Origin of the sequence: Micromonospora sp. NPDC050980 (genome assembly GCF_040653835.1) — a bacterium.
Lineage (GTDB): Bacteria > Actinomycetota > Actinomycetes > Mycobacteriales > Micromonosporaceae > Micromonospora.
This window is the reverse complement of record NZ_JBFAGS010000011.1, coordinates 141,665-162,827: the sequence shown is the minus strand read 5'-3', so window position 1 is coordinate 162,827 and position 21,163 is coordinate 141,665. Positions and strand designations below refer to the sequence as shown.

The 21,163-nt window shown below is 73.5% G+C and carries 20 protein-coding genes; 14 read left to right on the top strand and 6 right to left on the bottom strand.

From position 1 onward, the window contains the following. Positions 1-52: 52 nt before the first annotated feature. From AB0H28_RS18770 to AB0H28_RS18740, 7 genes are all read left to right on the top strand, one after another. Entirely contained in the window at positions 53-1,408 is a 1,356-nt protein-coding gene (locus tag AB0H28_RS18770; protein WP_358041318.1) for a 3-oxoacyl-ACP reductase, read from the top strand. A gap of 398 nt (positions 1,409-1,806) precedes the next feature. Then, positions 1,807-2,646 (top strand): MaoC/PaaZ C-terminal domain-containing protein, encoded by an 840-nt coding sequence (locus tag AB0H28_RS18765; protein WP_358041436.1) that lies wholly within the window; start codon positions 1,807-1,809, stop codon positions 2,644-2,646. Positions 2,647-2,730: 84 nt separating this feature from the next. Further along, entirely contained in the window at positions 2,731-3,459 is a 729-nt protein-coding gene (locus AB0H28_RS18760) for an NUDIX domain-containing protein (RefSeq protein ID WP_358041316.1), read from the top strand. Between the two features lie 62 nt (positions 3,460-3,521). Continuing rightward, the gene (locus tag AB0H28_RS18755) at positions 3,522-4,208 is read left to right on the top strand and encodes a serine/threonine protein kinase (RefSeq protein ID WP_358041313.1); all 687 of its coding nucleotides are present in this window, start codon (positions 3,522-3,524) and stop codon (positions 4,206-4,208) included. Between the two features lie 10 nt (positions 4,209-4,218). Beyond that, positions 4,219-5,178: a hypothetical protein gene (locus tag AB0H28_RS18750; RefSeq protein WP_358041310.1), complete on the top strand. Its 960-nt coding sequence runs from the start codon at positions 4,219-4,221 to the stop codon at positions 5,176-5,178. Continuing rightward, entirely contained in the window at positions 5,175-6,437 is a 1,263-nt protein-coding gene (locus tag AB0H28_RS18745; RefSeq protein ID WP_358041307.1) for an adenylosuccinate synthetase, read from the top strand. The genes AB0H28_RS18750 and AB0H28_RS18745 overlap by 4 nt, the downstream gene beginning before the upstream one ends. A 24-nt stretch (positions 6,438-6,461) precedes the next feature. After that, the gene (locus tag AB0H28_RS18740; RefSeq protein WP_358041304.1) at positions 6,462-7,079 is read left to right on the top strand and encodes a DedA family protein; all 618 of its coding nucleotides are present in this window, start codon (positions 6,462-6,464) and stop codon (positions 7,077-7,079) included. Between the two features lie 66 nt (positions 7,080-7,145). Here the strand turns inward: AB0H28_RS18740 and AB0H28_RS18735 are convergent, their stop codons facing one another. Further along, the gene (locus AB0H28_RS18735; protein WP_358041301.1) at positions 7,146-7,784 is read right to left on the bottom strand and encodes a TetR/AcrR family transcriptional regulator; all 639 of its coding nucleotides are present in this window, start codon (positions 7,782-7,784) and stop codon (positions 7,146-7,148) included. A gap of 65 nt (positions 7,785-7,849) precedes the next feature. Here AB0H28_RS18735 and AB0H28_RS18730 point away from each other — a divergent pair, with 65 nt between their 5' ends. From AB0H28_RS18730 to AB0H28_RS18720, 3 genes are all read left to right on the top strand, one after another. Continuing rightward, positions 7,850-8,302, top strand: a complete 453-nt coding sequence (locus AB0H28_RS18730) for an SCP2 sterol-binding domain-containing protein (protein ID WP_358041298.1) — start codon at positions 7,850-7,852, stop codon at positions 8,300-8,302. A 2-nt stretch (positions 8,303-8,304) separates the two neighbouring features. Continuing rightward, complete coding sequence (locus AB0H28_RS18725; RefSeq protein WP_358041295.1) at positions 8,305-9,519, top strand: acyl-CoA dehydrogenase family protein; 1,215 nt, start codon at positions 8,305-8,307, stop codon at positions 9,517-9,519. A 190-nt stretch (positions 9,520-9,709) separates the two neighbouring features. Next, complete coding sequence (locus AB0H28_RS18720; protein ID WP_358041292.1) at positions 9,710-11,275, top strand: AMP-binding protein; 1,566 nt, start codon at positions 9,710-9,712, stop codon at positions 11,273-11,275. A 14-nt stretch (positions 11,276-11,289) separates the two neighbouring features. Here AB0H28_RS18720 and purD read toward each other — a convergent pair whose 3' ends face one another. Both purD and AB0H28_RS18710 read right to left on the bottom strand, forming a co-directional pair. Then, positions 11,290-12,537, bottom strand: a complete 1,248-nt coding sequence (purD, locus tag AB0H28_RS18715) for a phosphoribosylamine--glycine ligase (protein WP_358041289.1) — start codon at positions 12,535-12,537, stop codon at positions 11,290-11,292. Between the two features lie 121 nt (positions 12,538-12,658). Beyond that, positions 12,659-13,948, bottom strand: a complete 1,290-nt coding sequence (locus AB0H28_RS18710) for an adenylosuccinate synthase (RefSeq protein ID WP_358041287.1) — start codon at positions 13,946-13,948, stop codon at positions 12,659-12,661. Between the two features lie 122 nt (positions 13,949-14,070). Here AB0H28_RS18710 and AB0H28_RS18705 point away from each other — a divergent pair, with 122 nt between their 5' ends. Then, positions 14,071-15,060, top strand: a complete 990-nt coding sequence (locus AB0H28_RS18705) for a hypothetical protein (RefSeq protein ID WP_358041284.1) — start codon at positions 14,071-14,073, stop codon at positions 15,058-15,060. 77 nt (positions 15,061-15,137) lie between these two features. Beyond that, complete coding sequence (locus tag AB0H28_RS18700) at positions 15,138-17,195, top strand: chromosome partitioning protein (RefSeq protein ID WP_358041280.1); 2,058 nt, start codon at positions 15,138-15,140, stop codon at positions 17,193-17,195. 51 nt (positions 17,196-17,246) lie between these two features. Here the strand turns inward: AB0H28_RS18700 and AB0H28_RS18695 are convergent, their stop codons facing one another. Then, entirely contained in the window at positions 17,247-17,675 is a 429-nt protein-coding gene (locus tag AB0H28_RS18695; RefSeq protein WP_358041277.1) for a DUF3151 domain-containing protein, read from the bottom strand. Between the two features lie 260 nt (positions 17,676-17,935). Here AB0H28_RS18695 and AB0H28_RS18690 point away from each other — a divergent pair, with 260 nt between their 5' ends. Continuing rightward, on the top strand, positions 17,936-19,147 hold the full coding sequence (locus AB0H28_RS18690; protein WP_358041274.1) for a hypothetical protein: 1,212 nt from the start codon (positions 17,936-17,938) through the stop codon (positions 19,145-19,147). Positions 19,148-19,233: 86 nt separating this feature from the next. On the opposite strand, the gene fbaA is transcribed toward AB0H28_RS18690, so the two are convergent. Both fbaA and AB0H28_RS18680 read right to left on the bottom strand, forming a co-directional pair. After that, positions 19,234-20,256 (bottom strand): class II fructose-bisphosphate aldolase, encoded by a 1,023-nt coding sequence (gene fbaA / locus AB0H28_RS18685; protein WP_358041271.1) that lies wholly within the window; start codon positions 20,254-20,256, stop codon positions 19,234-19,236. 132 nt (positions 20,257-20,388) lie between these two features. Next, complete coding sequence (locus AB0H28_RS18680; protein WP_358041268.1) at positions 20,389-20,772, bottom strand: phage holin family protein; 384 nt, start codon at positions 20,770-20,772, stop codon at positions 20,389-20,391. A 137-nt stretch (positions 20,773-20,909) separates the two neighbouring features. Between AB0H28_RS18680 and AB0H28_RS18675 the strand changes: the two genes are divergently transcribed. Further along, positions 20,910-21,122 (top strand): hypothetical protein, encoded by a 213-nt coding sequence (locus tag AB0H28_RS18675; RefSeq protein WP_358041265.1) that lies wholly within the window; start codon positions 20,910-20,912, stop codon positions 21,120-21,122. The last annotated feature ends 41 nt before the right edge of the window (positions 21,123-21,163 follow it).

The following is a 21,163-nucleotide window of genomic DNA, read 5'->3' as shown; positions in this document are numbered from 1 at the left end:
TCAGCCTCCTGGTTGCTGTTGCCCGTACCCTACTCACCAGTAGGCTACGCCTATGACCGACAGGTACGCGAGCTTCGTCCAGACGGGGGCCGGTCGTGCGCTGGTCAAGCGCCTCGGCCTGCCCGACCCGCCCCGACTGCGCCGGCACATGCCGGGCGACCCACTCGTTCCCGGGCCGGTCCTGCTCGGCGCCGCGACCGGCGGCCGGCTCGCCGAGCCGGCCGGCAAGATCCTGACCGCCGCCGGGGTCGAGCTGGTCGACCCGGCCACCACCACCGGCGACAGCCGCTTCGCGGCCCTGGTGTACGACGCCAGCGGCGTCACCGACTCCACCGGGCTGCGCCAGCTCTACGACTTCTTCCACCCGCAGGCCCGTTCACTGCTGCCCAGCGGCCGGGTGATCGTGCTGGGCACGCCGCCGGCCGAGTGCGGCTCACCCCGGGAGGCGACCGCCCAGCGCGCGTGCGAGGGGCTGACCCGCAGCATCGGCAAGGAGTTCGGCCGCGGCGTCACCGCCCAACTGGTGTACGTCACCCGCGACGGCGACGCCGGCACCCCGGTCAGCCTGGAATCCACCCTGCGCTTCCTGCTCTCCGGCCGCTCCGCGTACGTCTCGGGCCAGGTGATCCGGGTCGGCGCCGGCACCGCCGTCGCGCCGGCCGACTGGGACCGGCCGCTGGACGGGCAGGTCGTGCTGGTGACCGGCGCGGCCCGGGGCATCGGCGCGGCGCTGGCGACGGTGCTCGCCCGGGACGGCGCGCAGGTGGTGGCGCTGGACGTTCCGGCAGCCGGGGACGAGCTGGCCGCGGTGGCCAACGGCATCGGCGGCAGCGCGGTGCAGCTCGACCTGACCGCGCCGGACGCGCCGGCCCGGCTGGCCGAGCACCTGGCGTCCCGGCACGGCCGGGTCGACGTGGTGGTGCACAACGCCGGCATCACCCGGGACAAGACGCTCGGCCGGATGGACGCCGACCGGTGGGACTCGGTGATCGACGTCAACCTGTCCAGCCAGGAGCGGATCAACGACGTGCTGCTGGAGCGGGACCTGATCCCGGCCGGCGGCCGGATCGTCTCGGTCTCCTCGATCGCCGGGATCGCCGGCAACCGGGGGCAGACCAACTACGCGACCAGCAAGGCCGGCGTGATCGGCCTGGTCGACTCGCTGTCGCCGGTGCTGCGCGAGCGCGGGATCAGCCTGAACGCGGTCGCGCCCGGTTTCATCGAGACCCGGCTGACCGCGCGCATCCCGCTGGTGGTCCGTGAGGCGGGTCGCCGGATGAACAGCCTGGCCCAGGGCGGCCTGCCGGTGGACGTCGCCGAGACGATCGGCTGGCTCTCCTGGCCGGCGTCCGGCGCGGTCAGCGGCAACGTGGTCCGCGTCTGCGGCCAGAGCCTGCTGGGGGCGTGATGGGGCGGCGCGAGCAGCGGCCGGAGGAGCCGGCCGAGGAGCTGTCGGTGCACGACCTGATCGAGGGCCCCACCCAGGACCTCACCTCGGCCCGGGCGGCGCTGGCCGCGCGCGGCACGCCGCAACCGCCGGTCGAGGCGACCCAGGACCTCTCCGCGCTGGCCGCAAAGCTCGGCCAGGACCCGTCCGCGCCGGACGACGAGCGCACCCGCGACCTGACCGCGGCGGCCGACCAACTCGGCCGGGACCGATCCGGCCTGGCCGACGACCGCACCCGGGACCTGACCGATGCGGCGGCGGCCGTCACCGCGGGATCGGCGGCTACCCCGGACGGACCGGCCCGCGCGGACGCCGCCACCGGCTCGGCGCCCACCCCGGACGGGCGGGCGCACGTCGAGCTGGAGCGGCTGCCCGCCCCGGGGGCGCTCTACCGGCGCGCCCTGCTGGGGGCGCTGCCCGGCACGGGCGGCCGGCGGGGGCGGGAGTTGCCCGCCGTCGAGTTGGGCGTCACCGGGGTGACGGTGGACCCGGCCCACCTGGCCGACTACGACCGCGTCTGCGGGTTCCGGCTGGCCGACCGGCTGCCGGCGACGTACCTGCACGTGCTCGGGTTTCCGCTGTCGCTGCGCCTGATGACCGCCGCCGACTTTCCGATCCCGCTCACCGGCGTGGTGCACGTGGCCAACCGGATCACCGTGCGCCGGCCGGTCCAGGTGGGCGAGAGCGTCGACTTCCGCACGTACGCGGAGAACCTGCGCCCGCACGAGCGGGGCCGGCAGCTCGACGTGGTGCTGGTCGGCTCCGTCGGCGGCGAGGAGGTCTGGCGGGGCGTGTCGACGTACCTCGGGAAGGAGCGCGCGGCGGGCGGCCCGCGGCGCGACCCGGGGGACCGCCCGGCGCCGCCGGCCGCCTCGGCCCGGTGGCGGGTGACGCCGCGCGTCGGTACGGACTACGCGCGGGTTTCCGGCGACCACAACCCGATCCACACCTCGAAGCTGGGTGCGAAGCTGTTCGGCTTCCCCCGCCCGATCGCGCACGGCATGTGGAGCAAGGCCCGCTGCCTGGCCGCGCTGGAGAGCCGGCTGCCGGACGCCTACACGGTGGACGTGACATTCAAGCTGCCGGTGTCGTTGCCGTCCACGGTGGGTTTCAGCGCCACCGCCGACGGTGCGGGCTGGGACTTCGTGTTGCACGGCGCCCGCGACGGAAGGCCGCACCTGGCCGGCACCGTCCGCTGAGGAAAGAGGGGACTTGGCGTTCCCTCTCTCGTACGCTAAGTTGTTCTCAGTTTGAGTTGTTCTCAGCTTGAGAGAGTGAGTGTCGTGAACGAGCAGGACTTCCTCGCCGGCTACGACCCCCGGGACTACCCGGCGGTCGCGGTCACCGTCGACGTGGTGGCGCTGACCATCCGCGAAGGCGCGCTGCACCTGCTGTTGATCCGTCGGGGCGCGCCGCCCTACGCGGGCCACTGGGCACTGCCCGGCGGCTTCGTCCGCCCGGACGAGGACCTCGCCGCCGGCGCACGACGCGAGCTGGCCGAGGAGACCGGGCTCGGCGGCGAGCGACTGCGCCGGGTGCACCTGGAACAACTCGGCAGCTACGGCGCGCCCGACCGTGACCCGCGCATGCGGGTCGTCTCGATCGCGCACCTGGCGTTCGCCCCCGACCTGCCCGACCCGGTCGCCGACACCGACGCCGCCGACGCGGTTTGGCTGCCGGTCACCGCGTTGGCCAGCCGGCAGCTCGCCTTCGACCATGCCCGGATCATCGACGACGCGCTGGAGCGGGCCCGGTCCAAGCTGGAATACACGCCGCTGGCCACCCGGTTCCTCGCCCCCGAGTTCACCGTCACCGAGCTGCGGGCGGTCTACGAGACGGTCTGGGGCCACCCGCTGCACGCCGGAAACTTCCACCGCAAGGTGCTCTCCGTGCCCGGCTTCGTGGAGAGCACCGGCGCCAGCACCGAACGCGGCGGCGCCCGCGGCGGCCCCCGCGCCAAGCTCTACCGCCCCGGCACCGCCCGCCTCCTGCACCCCGCCCTCCTCCGATGAGGTGTAAGGAGGGGCCCCTGCTTAACGCCTCCGGTAGAGAAGGGCACCCCTCTCACCGGCAGGTGAAGGCGCCGCGACACCCCAGCGACAACGATCTGATGCGCCGGGAGGCGCGGGCGCTGCGGCGGATCGGTGAGCGGGGTGACCCGCGCCACCTCGCGTACGTGCCCCGCCTCGTCGACTCCTATCCGGTGCGCGATCCTGCTACCGGAGCGGAACTGATCGTCAACCTGTTGGAGACGGTGCCGGGGCTGCACAGCCTCCAGGACGTGCGCCGGGCGTACCCGAACGGGGTGGACCCGCGCGACGCGGCCTGGATGTGGCGGCGGCTGCTGGTCGCGCTCGGTCTCGCCCACCGGGCCGGCGTGGTGCACGGCGCGGTGCTGCCCCGCAACGTGCTGATCGAGCCGGACGCGCACGGCCTGGTGCTCGTCGACTGGTGCTGCTCCGCCGAGCCGGGCGGGCTGGTGCCGGCGCTGGTCACCGAGATGGCCGACTGGTATCCGCCGGAGGTCACCGCCAAGCGGCCGTGCGGCCCCGGCACCGACATCGCGCTCGCCGCCCGCTGCATGACCTGGCTGATGGCCGACCGCGCGCCGCGCGAGCTGCGGGCCTTCGCCGACGGCTGCCGGCAACCCGCGCTCTCCGCCCGGCCCGACGACGCCTGGCGGCTGCTGCGCGAACTCGACGAGGTGCTGGACCGGCTCTACGGGCCACGCACCTTCCGACCCTTCCACCTCACCCCCTAGGGAGGCTGCCATGGGCAGCGGAATCTGGTCCACCGACGTGTACGACGCCGCCGACCGCTACCGCCGCAGGACCGGCCGGAGCGCGTTCTCCTACAGCGACAGCGGGGCGCGGACCGTGCACCCCGCGCTCGACCCGCGCGGTGCGACGCGGGAGAGCCGAGACTCCGCCGAACACCCCCGGTCGACGCCGATCGCGGTGCTCTTCGACGTCACCGGCTCGATGGGCCACGTCCCCCGGGTGCTCCAGCGCAAGCTGCCGCAACTGCTCGGCCTGCTGCTGCGCCAGGGGTACGCCCGCGACCCGCAGGTCATGTTCGGCGCGATCGGTGACGCCACCTGCGACCGGGTGCCGTTGCAGATCGGGCAGTTCGAGTCCGACAACCGGATGGACGACGACCTCGGCCGGATCGTCCTCGAAGGCGGCGGAGGCGGACAGATGATGGAGTCGTACGAGCTGGCGCTGCACTTCATGGCCCGGCACACGGTCACCGACAGCTGGTCCAAGCGCGGCCGGCGCGGCTACCTGTTCGTCATCGGCGACGAACTGGCGTACCCCCGGTTGAAGGCCCGCGAGGTGACCCGGTGGATCGGCGGCGACCTGACCGAGGACCTGCCGATCCGGCAGGTCGTGGACGAGGTGACCGCCCGCTGGGACACCTACCATCTGCTCCCGGCCGGCAGCCACTACGCCGGCAACCGCAAGGTGCTCGACTTCTGGCGGGGCCTGCTCGGGCAGAACGCCGTCGAACTGGACGACCTGGACGCGGTCTGCGAAACCATCGCGCTCACCGTCGGCCTCGGCGAGCAGGCCGTCGACCTGGACACCGGCCTGGACGACCTGGACCGGACCGGATCGACGGCCACCCGTACCGTCTCCCGGGCGCTCGCCCGGCTCGGCGGCGACCGGCGGGCGGTGGCGGCGCTGCCGTTCACCCCGACCGACGGCGGCGGCGGGGTCACCCGGCTGTGAACCACGTGATGGTGGTCGACCTCGGCTACGGCGACGCCGGCAAGGGCACCGTCGTCGACGCGCTCTGCGCCACCCGCCCGGTGCACACCGTCGTCCGGTTCAACGGGGGCGCGCAGGCGGCGCACAACGTCGTGCTGCGCGACGGACGGCAGCACACGTTCGCGCAGTTCGGCGCCGGGACGTTCCGCCCCGGCGTCCGGACGCACCTGGCGCGGCACGTGGTGGTGGACCCGCTGGCGCTGGCCGCCGAGGCCGACCACCTCGCGGCGGTCGGGGTGCCCGACGCGCTCGACCGGTTGACCGTGGACTCCGAGGCGCTGCTCGCCACCCCGTACCACCGGGCCGCCAACCGGGCCCGGGAGATCGCCCGGGGAGCCGACCGGCACGGCTCCTGTGGGCTGGGGGTGGGTGAGGCCGTCGCGTACGGTCTCACCCACCCCGACGCAGCGCCCCGGGTGGCGGACTGCCGCCGGCCGTCGGTGCTGCGTCGCCGGCTGGCCGCGCTGCGGGACCGGCTCACCGCCGAACTCGGGCCGCTGGACGCGCCGCCGGTGGACGACTGCCTGCCGGTGTACGCCGCGTTCGCCGACCGGGTGGCGATCGTCGACCGGAGCTGGCTGGCCGGGGCGCTGCGCGCCGGCACCTGCGTGTTCGAGGGTGCGCAGGGGGTGCTGCTGGACGAGTGGCACGGCTTCCACCCGTACACCACGTGGAGCACCACGACGTTCGCCAACGCCGAGACGCTGCTCGCCGAGGCGGGGATGGCCGGCACCGCCCAGCGGCTCGGGGTGCTGCGGGTGACCACCACCCGGCACGGCCCCGGGCCGCTGGTCACCGAGGACCCGGCGCTGCCGTTCACCGACCCGCACAACCCCACCAACGAGTGGCAGGGCCGGTTCCGGTTCGGGCACTTCGACGCGGTCGCCCACCGGTACGCGCTGGAGGTGGCCGGCGGGGTGGACGGGTTGGCGCTGACCCACCTCGACCTGGCCGGCCCCCGACTGCGCATGTGCCGGCGCTACGCGGACGGGCTCGACCGGCTCGAGCCCGGCCGACCCGGGGACCTGGCGCGGCAGGCGGCGCTGACCGGGCGGCTGATGCGGGCGCGGCCGGTGTTGGACGAGGCGCCGGCCGACTGGGCGACGGCGGTGGAGGAGGTGCTGCGCACCCCCGTGCTCCTCACCTCTCGCGGCGCCACGGCCGAGGAGAAGGAGGGGCCCCATATTAACGCATTTTGTATAGGAAGGGCCCCCTTTTAACACCGCAGCGTCGAGCATGGGGGCATGGGGGACGCGCTCGAACTGCTGCACCGGACGGTGACGTCGCCGTGGGTGTATCTGGTGATTATCGCGGTCACCGCCGTCGACGCGTTCTTCCCGGCGGTTCCGGGCGAGACCGTGGTGATCACCGCTGGCGTCTTCGCGGCCGGCGGCGAACCGAACCTGGTGACGGTGATCGTCACCGCTGGGCTCGGCGCGCTGATCGGCGACCACGTCTCGTACGCCATCGGGCGCGGCGGGGGCGCGCACCGGCTGGCCCGGCTCCCCGCCGACAGCCGGCGGCGGGCGAGTTCCGACTGGGCCCGCCGGGCGGTCGACCGGCGCGGCGGGATGATCCTGACCACCGCCCGCTACGTTCCCGGCGGCCGGACCGCGGTCACGCTGACCATGGGGGCGGTCCGCTACCCGGTGCGCTCGTTCCTGCTCTACGACGCGCTGGCCTGCGGCACCTGGGGGGCCTACTGCGGCCTGCTCGGCTACTTCGGCGGCTTGGCCTTCGAGCACAACCCGCTCACCGGCCTGCTCGCCGGCATCGTCATCTCGCTGGCCGTCACCGGGCTGTTCGAGGCGGCCCGCTGGGCCCGACGCCGGGCCCACGCCCGGGCCGCGGCCCGCCGCTGACCGGATCCGTGGCGACGTTAACCGGGGCCCCTTCCTCTACCGGAAGCGTTAACCGGGGGCCCCTCCTTACGCTGCGCCGGGGGGCCAGGTGACGCCGCGCAGCAACTGGTCGGCGCCGAGCCAGGCGACGTTCATCATCCGGGTGGCGGTCTTCTCGGCGTCCGCCTCGGGGTGGTCGGCAAGCCAGTCGGCGAGCGACTCGGTGGCGCCGACCAGCGCGTACGCGACCACCTCCAGGTCGGTGACGCCGACCTCCCGCCCGGAGGCGCGCAGTGCGTGGTCGAGCATCCCGGCGACCACCTCGACCAGCCGGCCGCGCATGGTGGCCAGCTCGGCGGCGAACGGCTGGGAGCCGCGGGCCTGCCGGTAGAGCACCGCCCAACCGTCGCGGTGCGCGCCGACGAATCCGAAGAACGCGCGCAGCCCGCGCCAGAGCCGCTCGTCGGCGGGCAGCTCGGGGGCGGCGGCGCCGGCGATGGCCTCCATCATCCGGGTGCCCTCGCGGTGCAGGCAGGCGACGAAGAGTTCTTCCTTGGTGCCGAGGTAGGCGTAGACCATCGGCTTGGAGATGCCGGCGTCGTCGGCGATCTCGTCCATGCTGGCCGCGTGGAAGCCGCGCCGGGAGAAGACCCGCACCGCCGCGTCGAGCATCTGCTGCTCGCGTACGGCCCGGGGCAGGCGCTTGAAGGTCGGAGGGCTGGACACCCTTGCGAGCATACCTACTCGTGCGTAGGGTTACGCCGGAGTAACCAAGTCGAGAGGTGCATCCCATGACTGACTTCGACCCGGCCAACTTCGCGAACGTCGGCCCGAAGGAGTTCGCGCAGCTGGTCAAGTCCACCCCGGACGACAAGCTCGCCGAGATCATGTCCGGTGAGGCGCGCGGCAAGATCCTCAGCGAGGTCTTCAACCGGATGCCCACGCTGTTCCGCCCCGACCGCGCCGGCTCCACCAACGCGGTCATCCACTGGAACATCACCGGCCGGCCGGACGGCGGCACCGACACCTACGAGATCGTCGTCGAGAACGGCACCTGCACCGTCTCGGAGACCCCGACCCGGGACCCGAAGCTCAGCCTCACCATGGGCCCGGTCGAGTTCCTGAAGATCGTCTCCGGCGGCGCCAACCCGGTGATGATGTTCATGACCGGCAAGCTGAAGGCCAAGGGCGACCTGGGCCTGGCCGCCAACATCGCCAACCTGTTCGACATCCCCAAGGCCTGACCGTGGCCGAGTTCTCGCTCGACCTGAACGAGGAACAGCGGGATCTTCGCGACTGGGTGCACGGCTTCGCCGCCGAGGTCGTGCGCCCGGCCGCGGCCGAGTGGGACGCCCGGGAGGAGACTCCCTGGCCGGTCATCCAGGAGGCGGCGAAGGTCGGGCTGTACGGGTTCGAGTTCCTCGCCACCTGCTGGGCCGACCCCACCGGCCTCTCCCTGCCGATCGCCAGCGAGGAACTCTTCTGGGGCGACGCCGGCATCGGCCTGAGCATCTTCGGCACCGCCCTGGCGGTCGCCGGGATCTACGGCGCGGGCACCCCCGACCAGCTCGTCGAATGGGTCCCGCAGTGCTTCGGGGACGTCGGCTCCCCGGCCGTCGCCGCGTTCTGCACCAGCGAGCCGGAGGCCGGCTCGGACGTCGGGTCGATGCGGACCCGCGCCGTCCACGACGAGGCCACCGGCGAGTGGGTGCTCAACGGCCAGAAGGCGTACGCCACCAACGGCGGCATCGCCGGGGTGCACGTGGTCACCGCCTCCGTCGCACCGGAGTTGGGTTCGCGCGGGCAGGCCGCGTTCGTCGTACCGCCGGGCACGCCCGGCCTCGGCGCCACCCGCAAGCTGCGCAAGCTCGGGCTGCGCGCCTCGCACACCGCCGACGTCTTCCTCGACGACGTCCGGGTGCCGGGCCGCTGCCTGCTCGGCGGCAAGGACGCCCTCGACGAGCGGCTGGCCCGGGCCCGCGCCGGCCAGCGCGCCTCCGGCCAGGCGGCGATGCGCACGTTCGAGCTGTCCCGCCCGACCGTCGGCGCGCAGGCGCTCGGCGTGGCCCGCGCCGCCTACGAATACGCGCTGGACTACGCCAAGGAGCGGGTCCAGTTCGGGCGGCCGATCATCGCCAACCAGGCGGTCGCGTTCGCGCTCGCCGACATGAAGATGGAGATCGACGCGGCCCGGCTGCTGGTCTGGCGGGCCTCCTGGATGGGCCGCAACAACCGGCCGTTCACCGCCGGTGAGGGCTCGATGTCCAAGCTCAAGGCCGGCGAGGTGGCCGTCTCGGTGACCGACAGGGCGGTCCAGCTCCTCGGCGGCGCGGGTTTCCTGCGCGACCACCCGGTCGAACGGTGGTACCGGGACGCCAAGATCTACACCATCTTCGAGGGCACCTCCGAGATCCAGCGACTGGTCATCTCCCGGGCCATCTCCGGGATGCAGATCCGCTGATCGCCGGCGGACCCCGACCCGCGACGGCACGCCGTGCCGGGCGTACCCCGTCGCGGGTCGGGCCGCCGGTCCGCGACCGCCGTGGCCACGACGGCGGCGTCCGCAGGCTGGGCTGATGATCACGCCGGCTGGGCGCACGGACCGCCCGGATGCATGATCGGGAGACCTCGAACGCGAAGGAGGTTGCGCCGTGGACCTGCCGTTCATCGCCGCCACGCTGACCCGACGCGGACTGCTCACCCCGGGCCGCCCGATCCGGGTCGCGTCGCAACTGAACGCGCTGCGTCGATGGGGCTGGAGCCTCGCCGGCGAGCTGCGCCAAGCCGCCGCCCGCGACCCCCGCCGCGTCGCCGTGGTGGACGAACACGGCGCCACGCTCACCTACCAGGAACTGCTGGACCGGTCGGAACGGCTGGCCCGCTCCCTGCGCGCCGGGCTCGGCGTGCAGGCCGGCGACCGGGTGGGACTGCTCTGCCGCAACCACCACGGGCTGATCGAGGCGATCGTCGCGTCGATGCTGCTCGGCGCGGACGCCGTCCTGGTCAACACCGGTCTCTCCGCAGCCCAACTGGTCACCGTCGCCGACGAGCAGGGCCTGCGCGCGCTGGTGCACGACGCCGAGTTCGCCGACCGGGTGCTCGGGCTCCCGGCCCAACTGCACCGGGTCGACGAGCGGCGGCAGGAGGAGCTGATCGCCGGCGCGGTGCCCGGCGACCGGCTCCAGCCACCGGAACGCGACGGCCGGACCATCGTGCTGACCTCCGGCACCACCGGCACCCCCAAGGGCGCCCGCCGCCCCACCCCGCACGGCTTCGGCCCGCTGGTGTCCATCATCGACCGGATCCCGCTGCACGTGCACGACGTCGTGCTGATCGCCGCCCCGATCTTCCACACCTGGGGATACGCCGCCCTCCAGGTCTCGTTCGCGCTGCGCGCCACGGTCGTGCTGCACCGCCGCTTCGACCCGGCCGCCACCCTCGCCGCGCTGGCCGGTCAGCCGTGCGACGCGCTCTTCGCCGTACCGGTGATGCTGCAACGGCTGATGGAGGTCGCGCCGCCGCCGCACCGGCCGCCGCTCAAGGTGGTCGCGGTCAGCGGCTCCGCGCTGCCCGGCAACCTGGCCACCGCCTTCATGGACCGCTACGGCGACGTCCTCTACAACCTCTACGGTTCGACCGAGGTCTCCTGGGCGTCCATCGCCGGGCCGGCCGAGCTGCGCGCCGCGCCCACCACGGCCGGCCGGCCGCCGCACGGCACCCGGCTAAAGATCGTGGACGACGCCGGCCGGCCGGTCCGGGCCGGCCAGGTCGGGCGGATCTTCGTCGGCAACGAGATGCTCTTCGAGGGCTACACCTCGGGTGCCGGCCGGGAGAGCCGTGACGGCCTGCTCGACACCGGCGACCTCGGCCGGCTGAACCCGGACGGCCTGCTCTTCGTCGACGGCCGGGCCGACGACATGATCGTCTCGGGCGGGGAGAACGTCTTTCCCTCCGAGGTGGAGGATCTGATCGCCCGGTTGCCGCAGGTCCGCGAGGTGGCCGTGATCGGCGTACCCGATCCGGAGTACGGGCAACGGCTGGCCGCGTTCCTGGCGTTGCACAGCGGGGAGACGCTCGACCCGGAGGCGGTCCGCGAATACGTGCGGCGCTACCTGGCCCGCTTCTCGGTGCCCCGGGACGTGATCTTCGTCAAATACCTGCCGCGCAACGCCACCGGCAAGGTGCTGGGGCGGGAGCTGCGCCGCTACTTCGGCTGACCGGTGCCGGCCGGTCAGCCCGGGATGGTGATCCGGCCGTCGACCGCCGCCGCCGCGATGTCGGTGCGGTGGTGCGCGCCGGCCAGCTCGACGCCGCGTACCAACTCGTAGGCGGCGTCGCGCGCGGCGGCCAGGTCCGGGCCGGTCGCCGTACCGCAGACGACCCGGCCGCCCGCGGAGCGCAACGTGCCGTCGGCGTCCCGGCGGGTCCCGGCGTGGATGATCCCGGCGCGGTCCGCGCCGGTGATCACGTCACCGGTACGCGGACCCTGCGGGTAGCCCTCGGCCGCGACCACGACGGTGACCGCAGCACCGTCGCGCCACCGCAGCGGCGGGTGCGCGCCCAGCGAGCCGGTGGCCGCGGCGTGCAGCAGCCCGGCCAGCGGCGTCTCCAGCAGCGCCAGCACGACCTGCGTCTCCGGGTCGCCGAAGCGCGCGTTGAACTCGATCACGCGCGGGCCGGTGGGGGTGAGCGCCAGGCCCACGTAGAGCAGGCCGGTGAACGGGGCGCCCCGGTGGCGCAGCTCGGCCAGCGTCGGGTGCACCACGTCGCGCATCACGTCGTCGACCAGGCCCGGCGGGGCCCACGGCAGCGGAGAGTAGGCGCCCATGCCGCCGGTGTTCGGGCCGGCATCGCCGTCGCCGACCCGCTTGAAGTCCTGCGCGGGCAGCAACGGCAGGGCCGCCTCGCCGTCGGTGACCACGAACAGCGAGACCTCGGGACCGGACAGGTGTTCCTCGACCACCACCCGACCGCACTCGGCCGCGTGCCGCTCGGCGACCGCCCGGTCCTCGGTGACCACCACGCCCTTGCCGGCGGCGAGCCCGTCGTCCTTCACCACGTACGGCGCGCCGAACTCGTCCAGCGCCCGCGTCACCTCCGCGGCGTCGGTGCAGGTGTACGCGCGCGCGGTCGGCACGCCGGCCGCCGTCATCACGTCCTTCGCGAACGTCTTCGAACCCTCCAGCCGGGCCGCCTCCGCGCCCGGGCCGAACACCGCGATGCCCTTGGCGCGTACCGCGTCGGCGACGCCCGCCACCAGCGGCGCCTCGGGGCCGACGATCACCAGGTCGGCCGCGACCTCGACGGCGAGCGCCGCGACGGCCGCCGGGTCGGTCGGCGTCACCTCCCGCAGCGTGGCGACCTCGGCGATCCCCGGATTACCCGGGGCCCCGAACAGCGCCTCCACCGACGGATCCGCACTCAACCCGAGCGCGAGAGCATGCTCCCGCCCGCCACCACCCACAAGAAGAACCCGCACGACCCGCATCCTACTGACCCCCACCCCCGCGCGGTTGATCATGAAGTTGGCGGCAGGATGTGAGATCGATTCTGCCGTCAACTTCATGATCGACGACGCGCGTGGGGTGGGCGAGGGGCTGTCAGGGAAGGAGGGGGTGGCGGAGGACGTTTTCTTCTCGGCCCGGGCCTACGCCGACGACGCTCACCCGGGTGCCGGTCAGCTCCTCGATCCGGGCGATGTAGCGTCTCGCGTTCTCCGGGAGCTCGTCCTCGGTCCTCGCCTTGGTGATGTCCTCCCACCAGCCGTCGAGTTCCTCGTAGACCGGCGTGGCGTGGTGGAAGTCGGTCTGCGTCATCGGCATGTCGTCGAACCGCTCGCCGTTGATCTCGTAGCCGACGCAGATCGGCACCTTGGGCAGGCCGGTCAGCACGTCCAGTTTGGTGACGACCAGGTCGGTCACCCCGTTCAGGCGGCAGGCGTACCGGGCCACCACGGCGTCGAACCAGCCACAGCGACGCTCCCGGCCGGTGGTGGTGCCGTACTCGTGGCCGACCTTGCGCAGGTGCTGCCCGTTGTCGTCGAACAGTTCGGTGGGGAACGGGCCGGAGCCGACCCGGGTGGTGTACGCCTTGCTCACCGCGATGACCCTGGTGATCGCGGTCGGCGGGATGCCCGCGCCCACGCACGCGCCACCGGCGGTCGGGTTCGACGAGGTGACGAACGGATAGGTGCCGTGGTCCATGTCGAGCATGGTGGCCTGGGCGCCCTCCAGCAGCACGGTCTCGCCGCGGTCCAGCGCGTCCCAGAGCATCACCCGGGTCTCGGCGATGTACGGCCGCAGCCGCTCGGCGTAACGCAGGTATTCCTCGACGGTCTCGTCGACTGCGATCGCCTTACGGTTGTAGATCTTGAACAGCAGTTGGTTCTTCTCGCGCAGCGCCAGTTCCAGCTTCTTGCGCAGGATGCCCGGGTCGAGCAGGTCCTGCAGGCGGATGCCCATCCGGGCGACCTTGTCGCCGTAGGCCGGGCCGATGCCCCGGCCGGTGGTGCCGATCCGGGAGCTGCCCAGGTAGCGCTCGACCACCCGGTCCAGCGCCCGGTGGTGCGGCATGATCAGGTGCGCGTCGCCGGAGATGCGCAGCCGGGAGACGTCCACGCCCCGCTCGGCGAGCCCGTCGATCTCCTCCAGCAGCACCTTCGGGTCCACCACCACGCCGTTGCCGATGACGATCATCGCGCTCGGTGACAGCGCGCCGGACGGCATCAGATGCAGCGCGTACTTCTGGCCGTCCGGCGTGATCACCGTGTGGCCGGCGTTGTTGCCGCCGGAGTAGCGCACGACGTAGTCGACCCGCTCACCCAGCAGGTCGGTAACCTTGCCCTTGCCCTCGTCGCCCCATTGGGCGCCGAGGAGCACGATCGCTGGCATCTTCTCCGCCTCCAGAAGGCTCGGGTGCCAGGTGGCGACCGGTCGGCGAGCCCGGGGTGTCAGGCTAACAAGTAGTGACGGCGGGACCGGCAGGGGTTCGTCGAGAAGATGGAGGCTGCTTCGTGTACGACGTGGTGCTGCTCGCCCTCGGCTCGGGGCGGGACGCTCCGGGTGGGGGTTGTGGCAGCGGCGGGGCCTGCTGCGGCGCGGCGGGCGGCGCGGACGACACCGAACCCTGCGAGACGCCCCGCGTACCGGTGCTGGCCTGCGCGGACGCGCTGACCGCCCGGGGCGCCCGAGTGAGCACGGTGACCGCCCGGTCGGACGCGGAGATCGACGAGGTGCTGGCCCGGCTCGACGGCCCACCCCGCGCCGACGGCCTCACCTGGCCGGATTCCGACGGCAAGACCCGGCTGGTCGTCGCCACGGCGAGTGACGGTCAGTTGCGCGCCGTGCTGCGCCGGCTGGTCCGCCGGTACGCTCCGCCGCCCAGCCGCCGCCCGGCCGACCTGGCCGAGAACCGGACGCTGCCCGACCTGCCCCCGGTCGGCGTACTCCCGCTGGACCCGGCCCGGACTCCGCCGGCGCGGGACCTGGCCGCGCAGCTCGGGCTGCCCCGCGACCCGGCGGCGGTGGCCGCGGCGGTGCTGGACGGTGTGCCGCGCCGGCTGGACCTGCTGCGTAACGACGGCGGCTCGGTGACACTCGACGGCGCGCTGCTCGGCGCGGCCGACGACGCCGGCCGGCCGCTGCACTGGCGGGCCCGGGTCGAGGTCGACGGCGCGGTGCTCAGCGACGGCAGCGAGCCGATCACCGCCTGCGCGATCGGCAACGCCGGCGGGTACGCGCGCCTCGGCGAGGTGGCCCTGCTGGCCGACCCGGACCCGACCGACGGCCGACTGGCGGTGGGCGTGGCCGTGCCCGTGGTCACCCGTTCCGCGTTGGGCCGGAAGAGGGTCCGGCTCGAAGTACGCCGGGCCCGGGGCCGGGCCGTGGCGGTCGTGCCCCGCGACCAGAAGGTGCCGTTCCTCGACGACGGCGTCGAGGGCGAGTTGAGCCGGAAGCGGTCGTGGTGGACCGAGCCGGGGGCCTGGGCGGTCTGGGCGGGCTGACCTCGATCGATCCGCGCCCGGCTCGGCCGGCCGGCCGGACCGCCTATCCTCGGCGGGAGGGATGGGGAGGGAACCGCGTGGTGCACGAGAACGACGACCGAACCCCCGTGCCGGGCCGACCGCAGGTGCCGGAGCGGGACGTCGAACCGCTCTGGCCGCCCGAGGAGATCGGCGGGGTGGTCGCCGCCCCGCCATGGGCGGCTCCGGCCCGGCCGGCCGTGCCACCCTGGCCTCTCCCGCCGGCCGACGCCCCCGTGCCGTCGCCGCACGCCGGCCCGACGACGGGCGCGGGCCACCGCCCGGGCACCGGCGATTCGCCGCAGCCCGAGGTCGGTCTCGATCTCCCGTTCACGCTCGACCGGCCGACGCCCGTTGCGACCCCGGCGGTCTCCGGTGGCATGTCGGGGACGTTCGCGCCCGGCCCAGCGCCGACGGCACATGGTCAGGTGCCCGGGGCGGCCACCGGCGACCAGCCGTTCCGCGCCGGCGCAACCGGCGAGGACGGCCCCGGCGACCCGGTGCCGGCAACCGACGGCGGTGAACACCCGGCCAGCGGGCGGCCCGCGTCGCCGTGGGCCCAGCCGCCGCAGCGCGCCACGACCGACGCCGCCGGCTCGACCGGTCCGGTCCCGGCCGCCGCCGTCGGAACCCCGACCCACCCCCACCTCCCGAGCCAGCCGACCGGCAGCCGCGCCGACGAGGTGAGCGCCGGACCGGCAGTCGGCCCCGGACCAGTCGGTCAGGGACCAGTCGGTCAGGGACCAGTCGGTCAGGGACCAGTGGGGACGGAAGCGGTGGGGACGGGAGCGGTGGGGACGGGAGCGGTGGACGGTCCGGCACGGGGCGACGGTCCGCATCCGGCCGCGGAGCCGGGCCTGCCCGCCGACGGGACACCACCCCGGCCCGGCCCGTTCCCGCCGTCGCCGGGCGTGCCGATCCCGCAGCAGCCGCCGTACGGCACCGGCGCGGCCCACCCCCCGGTCGCCTACCCGCCGCAACCGGGGCAGGCCGGGCAGCCGGGCTGGTATCCGCCCGGCTGGCCCCAGCAGTCCGGGACAGCCCAACCGGTCGGGCCGACGCAGCACCACCAACCGAGCCACCAGAACGGGCCGGGGCAGTTCCCGCGGGCGCCCGCCGCGACGCCGCCTCCGCCGCCCGCCCTGCCGCCGGGGGTGTACCCGGAGCCGGGCTGGATGCCGCAGCAGGCGGTGCCCCCGACCGCCGAGGACTTCGCCCGGCGGCGTCAGGTCAGGCCGGTCGACCCGGTGGCCACCATGGGTGTCCGCGCGGTGGTCAACCGGATGGGGCTGGTCCGGCTCGCGCCCGGTCGCCACGAACAGGAGATGAAGCGCGACATCGAGATGGTCCGCCGCAACTTCGGCGGGCTGCGCCAGGTGACCGTGGTCAACCCCAAGGGTGGAGCCGGCAAGACGGTGGCCATCCTGCTGCTTGCCATGACATTCGGGCAGAAACGCGGCGGGTACGTGCTGGCCTGGGACAACAACGAGACCCAGGGCACCCTCGGGATGCGGGCACAGCAGGACTTCCACGCCCGAACGGTGCGGGACATGCTGCGCGACCTGAACCAGTTCCAGGGTGCGCACGGCCGGGTCGGCGACCTGTCGCAGTACGTCCGCTCGCAGGGCGAGGGGATGTTCGACGTGCTCGCCTCGGATGAGTCGGCGACCGGCGGCGAGATGCTGACCGCCGCCGCGTTCGCGGAGATCCGCGACGTGGTCAGCCGCTTCTACAAGCTGATCTTCGTGGACACCGGTAACAACGTCCGGGCGCAGAACTGGCAGGCCGCCATGGACGCCACCGACCAACTGGTGGTGACCATGTCGGCGCGGAACGACTCGGCCGAGACCGCCGCCCGGATGCTCGACCACCTGGAGCAGAGCGGCCGGCAACGGCTGGTCCGGCAGGCGGTCACCGTGGTGTCGATGCCGCCGTCCCGCAAGGAGATCGACCTGCCGGCCATCCAGGCCCACTTCGCCGCCCGCACCCGGGCGGTGCTGCTGGCCCCGTACGAGCGGCTCATCGACACCGGCGAGCCGCTGCGCTACGGCCAGCTCTCCACCGCCACCCGCGACGCCTGGCTGAAGATCGCCGCGTCGGTGGCGGAAGGGCTGTAGGAAGGGCGCGACGGCCGGCCCGCGGCGGGCCGGCCGTCGTCGGCGGTGCGATCAGGCGCTGGCCAACGCATCCCCCGCGGCCGGGTCGCAGTCGCGGAGAAACTGGGCGCAGCGGGCCGCCTCGTCCGCCTCACCGATCTCGCCGGCGGCCCGGGAGAGCACGTAGAGACAGCGGAGGAAACCCTGGTTGGGCGCGTGCGACCAGGGCACCGGGCCGTGGCCCTTCCAGCCGCTGCGGCGCAACTGGTCCAGCCCCCGGTGGTAACCGGTGCGGGCGTACGCGTACGCCGGGACGACCTGCCCGGCGGTGAGCGCGCGGGCGGCCAGCGCCGCCCAGGCCGCGCTGTAGGTCGGGAAGCGGGCCGCGACCTCGGCGTACGCGTCATCGGTGCCCTGCTCGGTCGCGGCGGCGAGCGTGGCGTCCGCCTCCTCCGAGACGGGGAGCAGGGTGGCCGGTGGCTCAGGCAACAGGTTCTGCATCGCCCCATTCAACCCGCTTCGCCCATGGGTGCGCGAGGGGGTCCGGCCGGCCCGTCAGCTGAACGGCTGAGGGTTTCGTCACGCCCGGGGTGGGACAGGCGTACCCGCGGCCCATGCCGCCGCAGTCGTTCTTGCACTACAAATACAGATCCGGAGCCTCCCCAGGAACCGGTTACGCAGGAGCCCGGCGGCGTGCCCGCCGGGCTCCTGCCCGTACCGCCCGGGTTTGCGGGGTTGCCCGCCCGGGGCAGGATGACCAGGTGCCGACCCCACCACCCGCGGACGTCATCGAGCCGCACGACACCAGCGTCGACGAGATCGAGACCCGCGCCGAGCTCGACCGGTGGCTGGCCGAGGGGACGCTCGCCGGCCTGACCGTGCAGGGCCTCCGCCTCGACCTGGACCCGGTCCCCGACCTGCGCGCCGTCGACGTCGCCGGCACCCTCTTCGTGGGTTGCCGGTTCGCCGACCGCGAGGTGCGCGTGGACCTCGTCCGCCGCGGCGCGGACGTGGTTCCCCCGTTCTCGGAGTTGCCCTACCCGACCCAGCCGTCCCACCTCTACCGCGCCGACGACCTCGCCGCCGGCTTCGCCGAGGGCGGCTTCACCGAGATGTACGACACCCGGGTGTACGCGCACTTCCGGGCGCACGGCGGCGCGCTGCCCGACGTACGCGAGGCGCTCGGCCAGCGGCTGCACGACCACGGCGTGGACAACGCGCTCGCCGACGCCACCCGGTCGTGGCTGGCCGTGCACGGGCCGCAGTCGGTGGTGGGGGTGATGGGTGGGCACGCGGTGCCGCGCGGCAGCGTCGCGTACCGGATGGCGGCGGTGTTGGGCTGGGAGCTGGCGCGGGCCGACCGCCTGGTGGTGACCGGCGGGGGTCCGGGCGTGATGGAGGCGGCGAACCTGGGCGCGTTCCTCGCGGCCTGGCCGGCCGACGAGCTGGCCGCCGCGATCGACGTGCTGGCCGCCGCGCCGGACTTCACCGACCACGACCGCTACACGGCGGCGGCGCTGGCGGTGCGCAAGCGGTACGCGGACGGCCCGTCGCTGCCCACGCCCCGGCCGGCGGTGCCCGGCACCGGCTGGGCCCGCGCCGGCGGGCTGGCGATCCCCACCTGGCTGTACGGTCACGAACCGGCGAACCTGTTCGCCGGCCGGATCGCGAAGTATTTCTCCAACGCCATCCGGGAGGACACCATCCTGCGGCTGGCCCGGGGCGGGATCGTGTTCGCGCCCGGACGGGCCGGCACCGTGCAGGAGGTCTTCCAGGCGGCGACCAAGACGTTCTACGGCACCGACGGGGCCAGCGGCGCGTACGTCTTCCTGGACCGGGCGTTCTGGACCACCGAGCTGCCGGTGGAGTCGCTGCTGCGGCCGCTCTTCGCCGGGTCCCCGTTCGGCGACCTGTCCCGGACGATCCACCTCACCGACGACGTCCGCGAGGCGGTCGCCCTCCTGGTGAGGTGAAAGGAGGGGCCCCCTGTTAACGCCTGCGGTAGAGGAGGGGCCCCCTGTTAACAGACACGTTAACAGGGGGCCCCTCCTTACATCGGTCACTTCATCCGGGTGCCGGTGGAGCGCAGGTGCTCGCACGCCTCGACCACCCGGGCGGCCATGCCGGCCTCGGCCGCCTTGCCCCAGACCCGCGGGTCGTACAGCTTCTTGTTGCCGACCTCGCCGTCGACCTTCAGCACGCCGTCGTAGTTACGGAACATGTGGTCCGCGACCGGGCGGGAGAACGTGTACTGCGTGTCGGTGTCGATGTTCATCTTCACCACGCCGTAGTCCAGCGCCTCCCGGATCTCCTCCAGCAGCGAGCCGGAGCCGCCGTGGAAGACCAGGCTGAGCGGCTTGTCCTTGCCGTACTTGGCGCCGACCGCCACCTGGATGTCGTGCAGCACCGAGGGGCGGAGCTTGACGTTGCCCGGCTTGTAGACGCCGTGCACGTTGCCGAAGGTGAGCGCCGCCATGTAGCGGCCCTTCTCGCCGAGGCCGAGCGCCTCGACCATGGCCAGGCCGTCGTCGACGGTGGTGTAGAGCTTGTCGTTGATGGCGTTCTCGACGCCGTCCTCCTCGCCACCGACGACGCCGACCTCGATCTCCAGGACGATCTTGCCCTTGGCGGCCTCGGCGAGGAGCTGCTCGGCGATCTCCAGGTTCTCCGCCACCGGCACGGCCGAGCCGTCCCACATGTGCGACTGGAACAGCGGCTCCTGGCCGTTCTTGACCCGCTCCTGGGAGATGGCCATCAGCGGCCGGACGAACTTGTCCAGCTTGTCCTTCGGGCAGTGGTCGGTGTGCAGGGCGACGGTCACCGGGTAGTTCTTGGCCACCTCGTGCGCGTACGCGGCGAACGCCGTCGCGCCGGTCACCATGTCCTTGACCGACGGCCCGGACAGATATTCCGCGCCGCCGGTGGAGACCTGGATGATGCCGTCGCTCTCCGCGTCGGCGAAGCCCTTGAGCGCCGCGTTCAGCGTCTGCGAGGAGGTCACGTTGATCGCGGGGTACGCGTACCGGCCGGCCTTGGCCCGGTCCAGCATCTCCGCGTAAGCCTCGGGGGAAGCGATGGGCATGTCGAACGCTCCTTACTTACCGCTCTCGGCCGTACAGGCCGCCGTCTTTCCTCGGGTGCGCCGGACCGCGCTGTCCACCGCGGGCAGTATCCCGTAGGAGTGAACGCGGGGCACAACCGACCCGGACACCGCTCACCGCCGCTCCCGGCGGTCCGGCACGGCGACGCTGATCAACCAGCTCACCACCGAGACCACAATGGCGCCCCAGAACGCGGCCCAGAAGCCGTCCACGTGGAACGGCAGGCGCAGCACGCCGGCGATCCAGTCGGTCAGCAGGAACAGCAGCGCGTTCACCACGAGCGCGAACAGACCGAGCGTGAGCAGGTAGAACACGCAGCCGAACACCTTGATGAGCGGCTTGAGCACCGCGTTGACCACACCGAAGACGAGCGCCACCACGATCAGGGTGAACACGGTGTTGCCACCGTTGCGGCCGGACACCTCCACCCCGGGCACGATCAGTGTCGCGACCCACAGCGCGACCGCGGTGATCGCCAACCGGATCAGGAAGCCCACGTCACCATCCTGGCACCGGCGACGCGCCGGAAGGGGACATTCGCCGACTCCGGTGTTCGCCCGGCACCCAGCGGTGGCCCGGGTCAGCCCGTACGGTGGTGGTGACGCGGTCCGCGCTTCGCACGCAGGGAGGGACGATGGGTCAGCCCGACGAGGACTTCACCCCGAGCGACCACCTCGCTCCGGAGGAGCGGGACCCGGAGGCGGAGCCGGCCGACGCGGTGGAACAGGCCGCCACCGTCGCTCCCGACGACGCCGACGGGGAGCCGCACCGCGGCCTGGAGGTCGGTGACTGGGACGCCATGGAGCAGGCCCGGGTGGTCACCGCCGACGAGGACGACTACCGCTGACCCGGCCGGCGATATCGATCAACCGTTCGGTCAATGTTCCA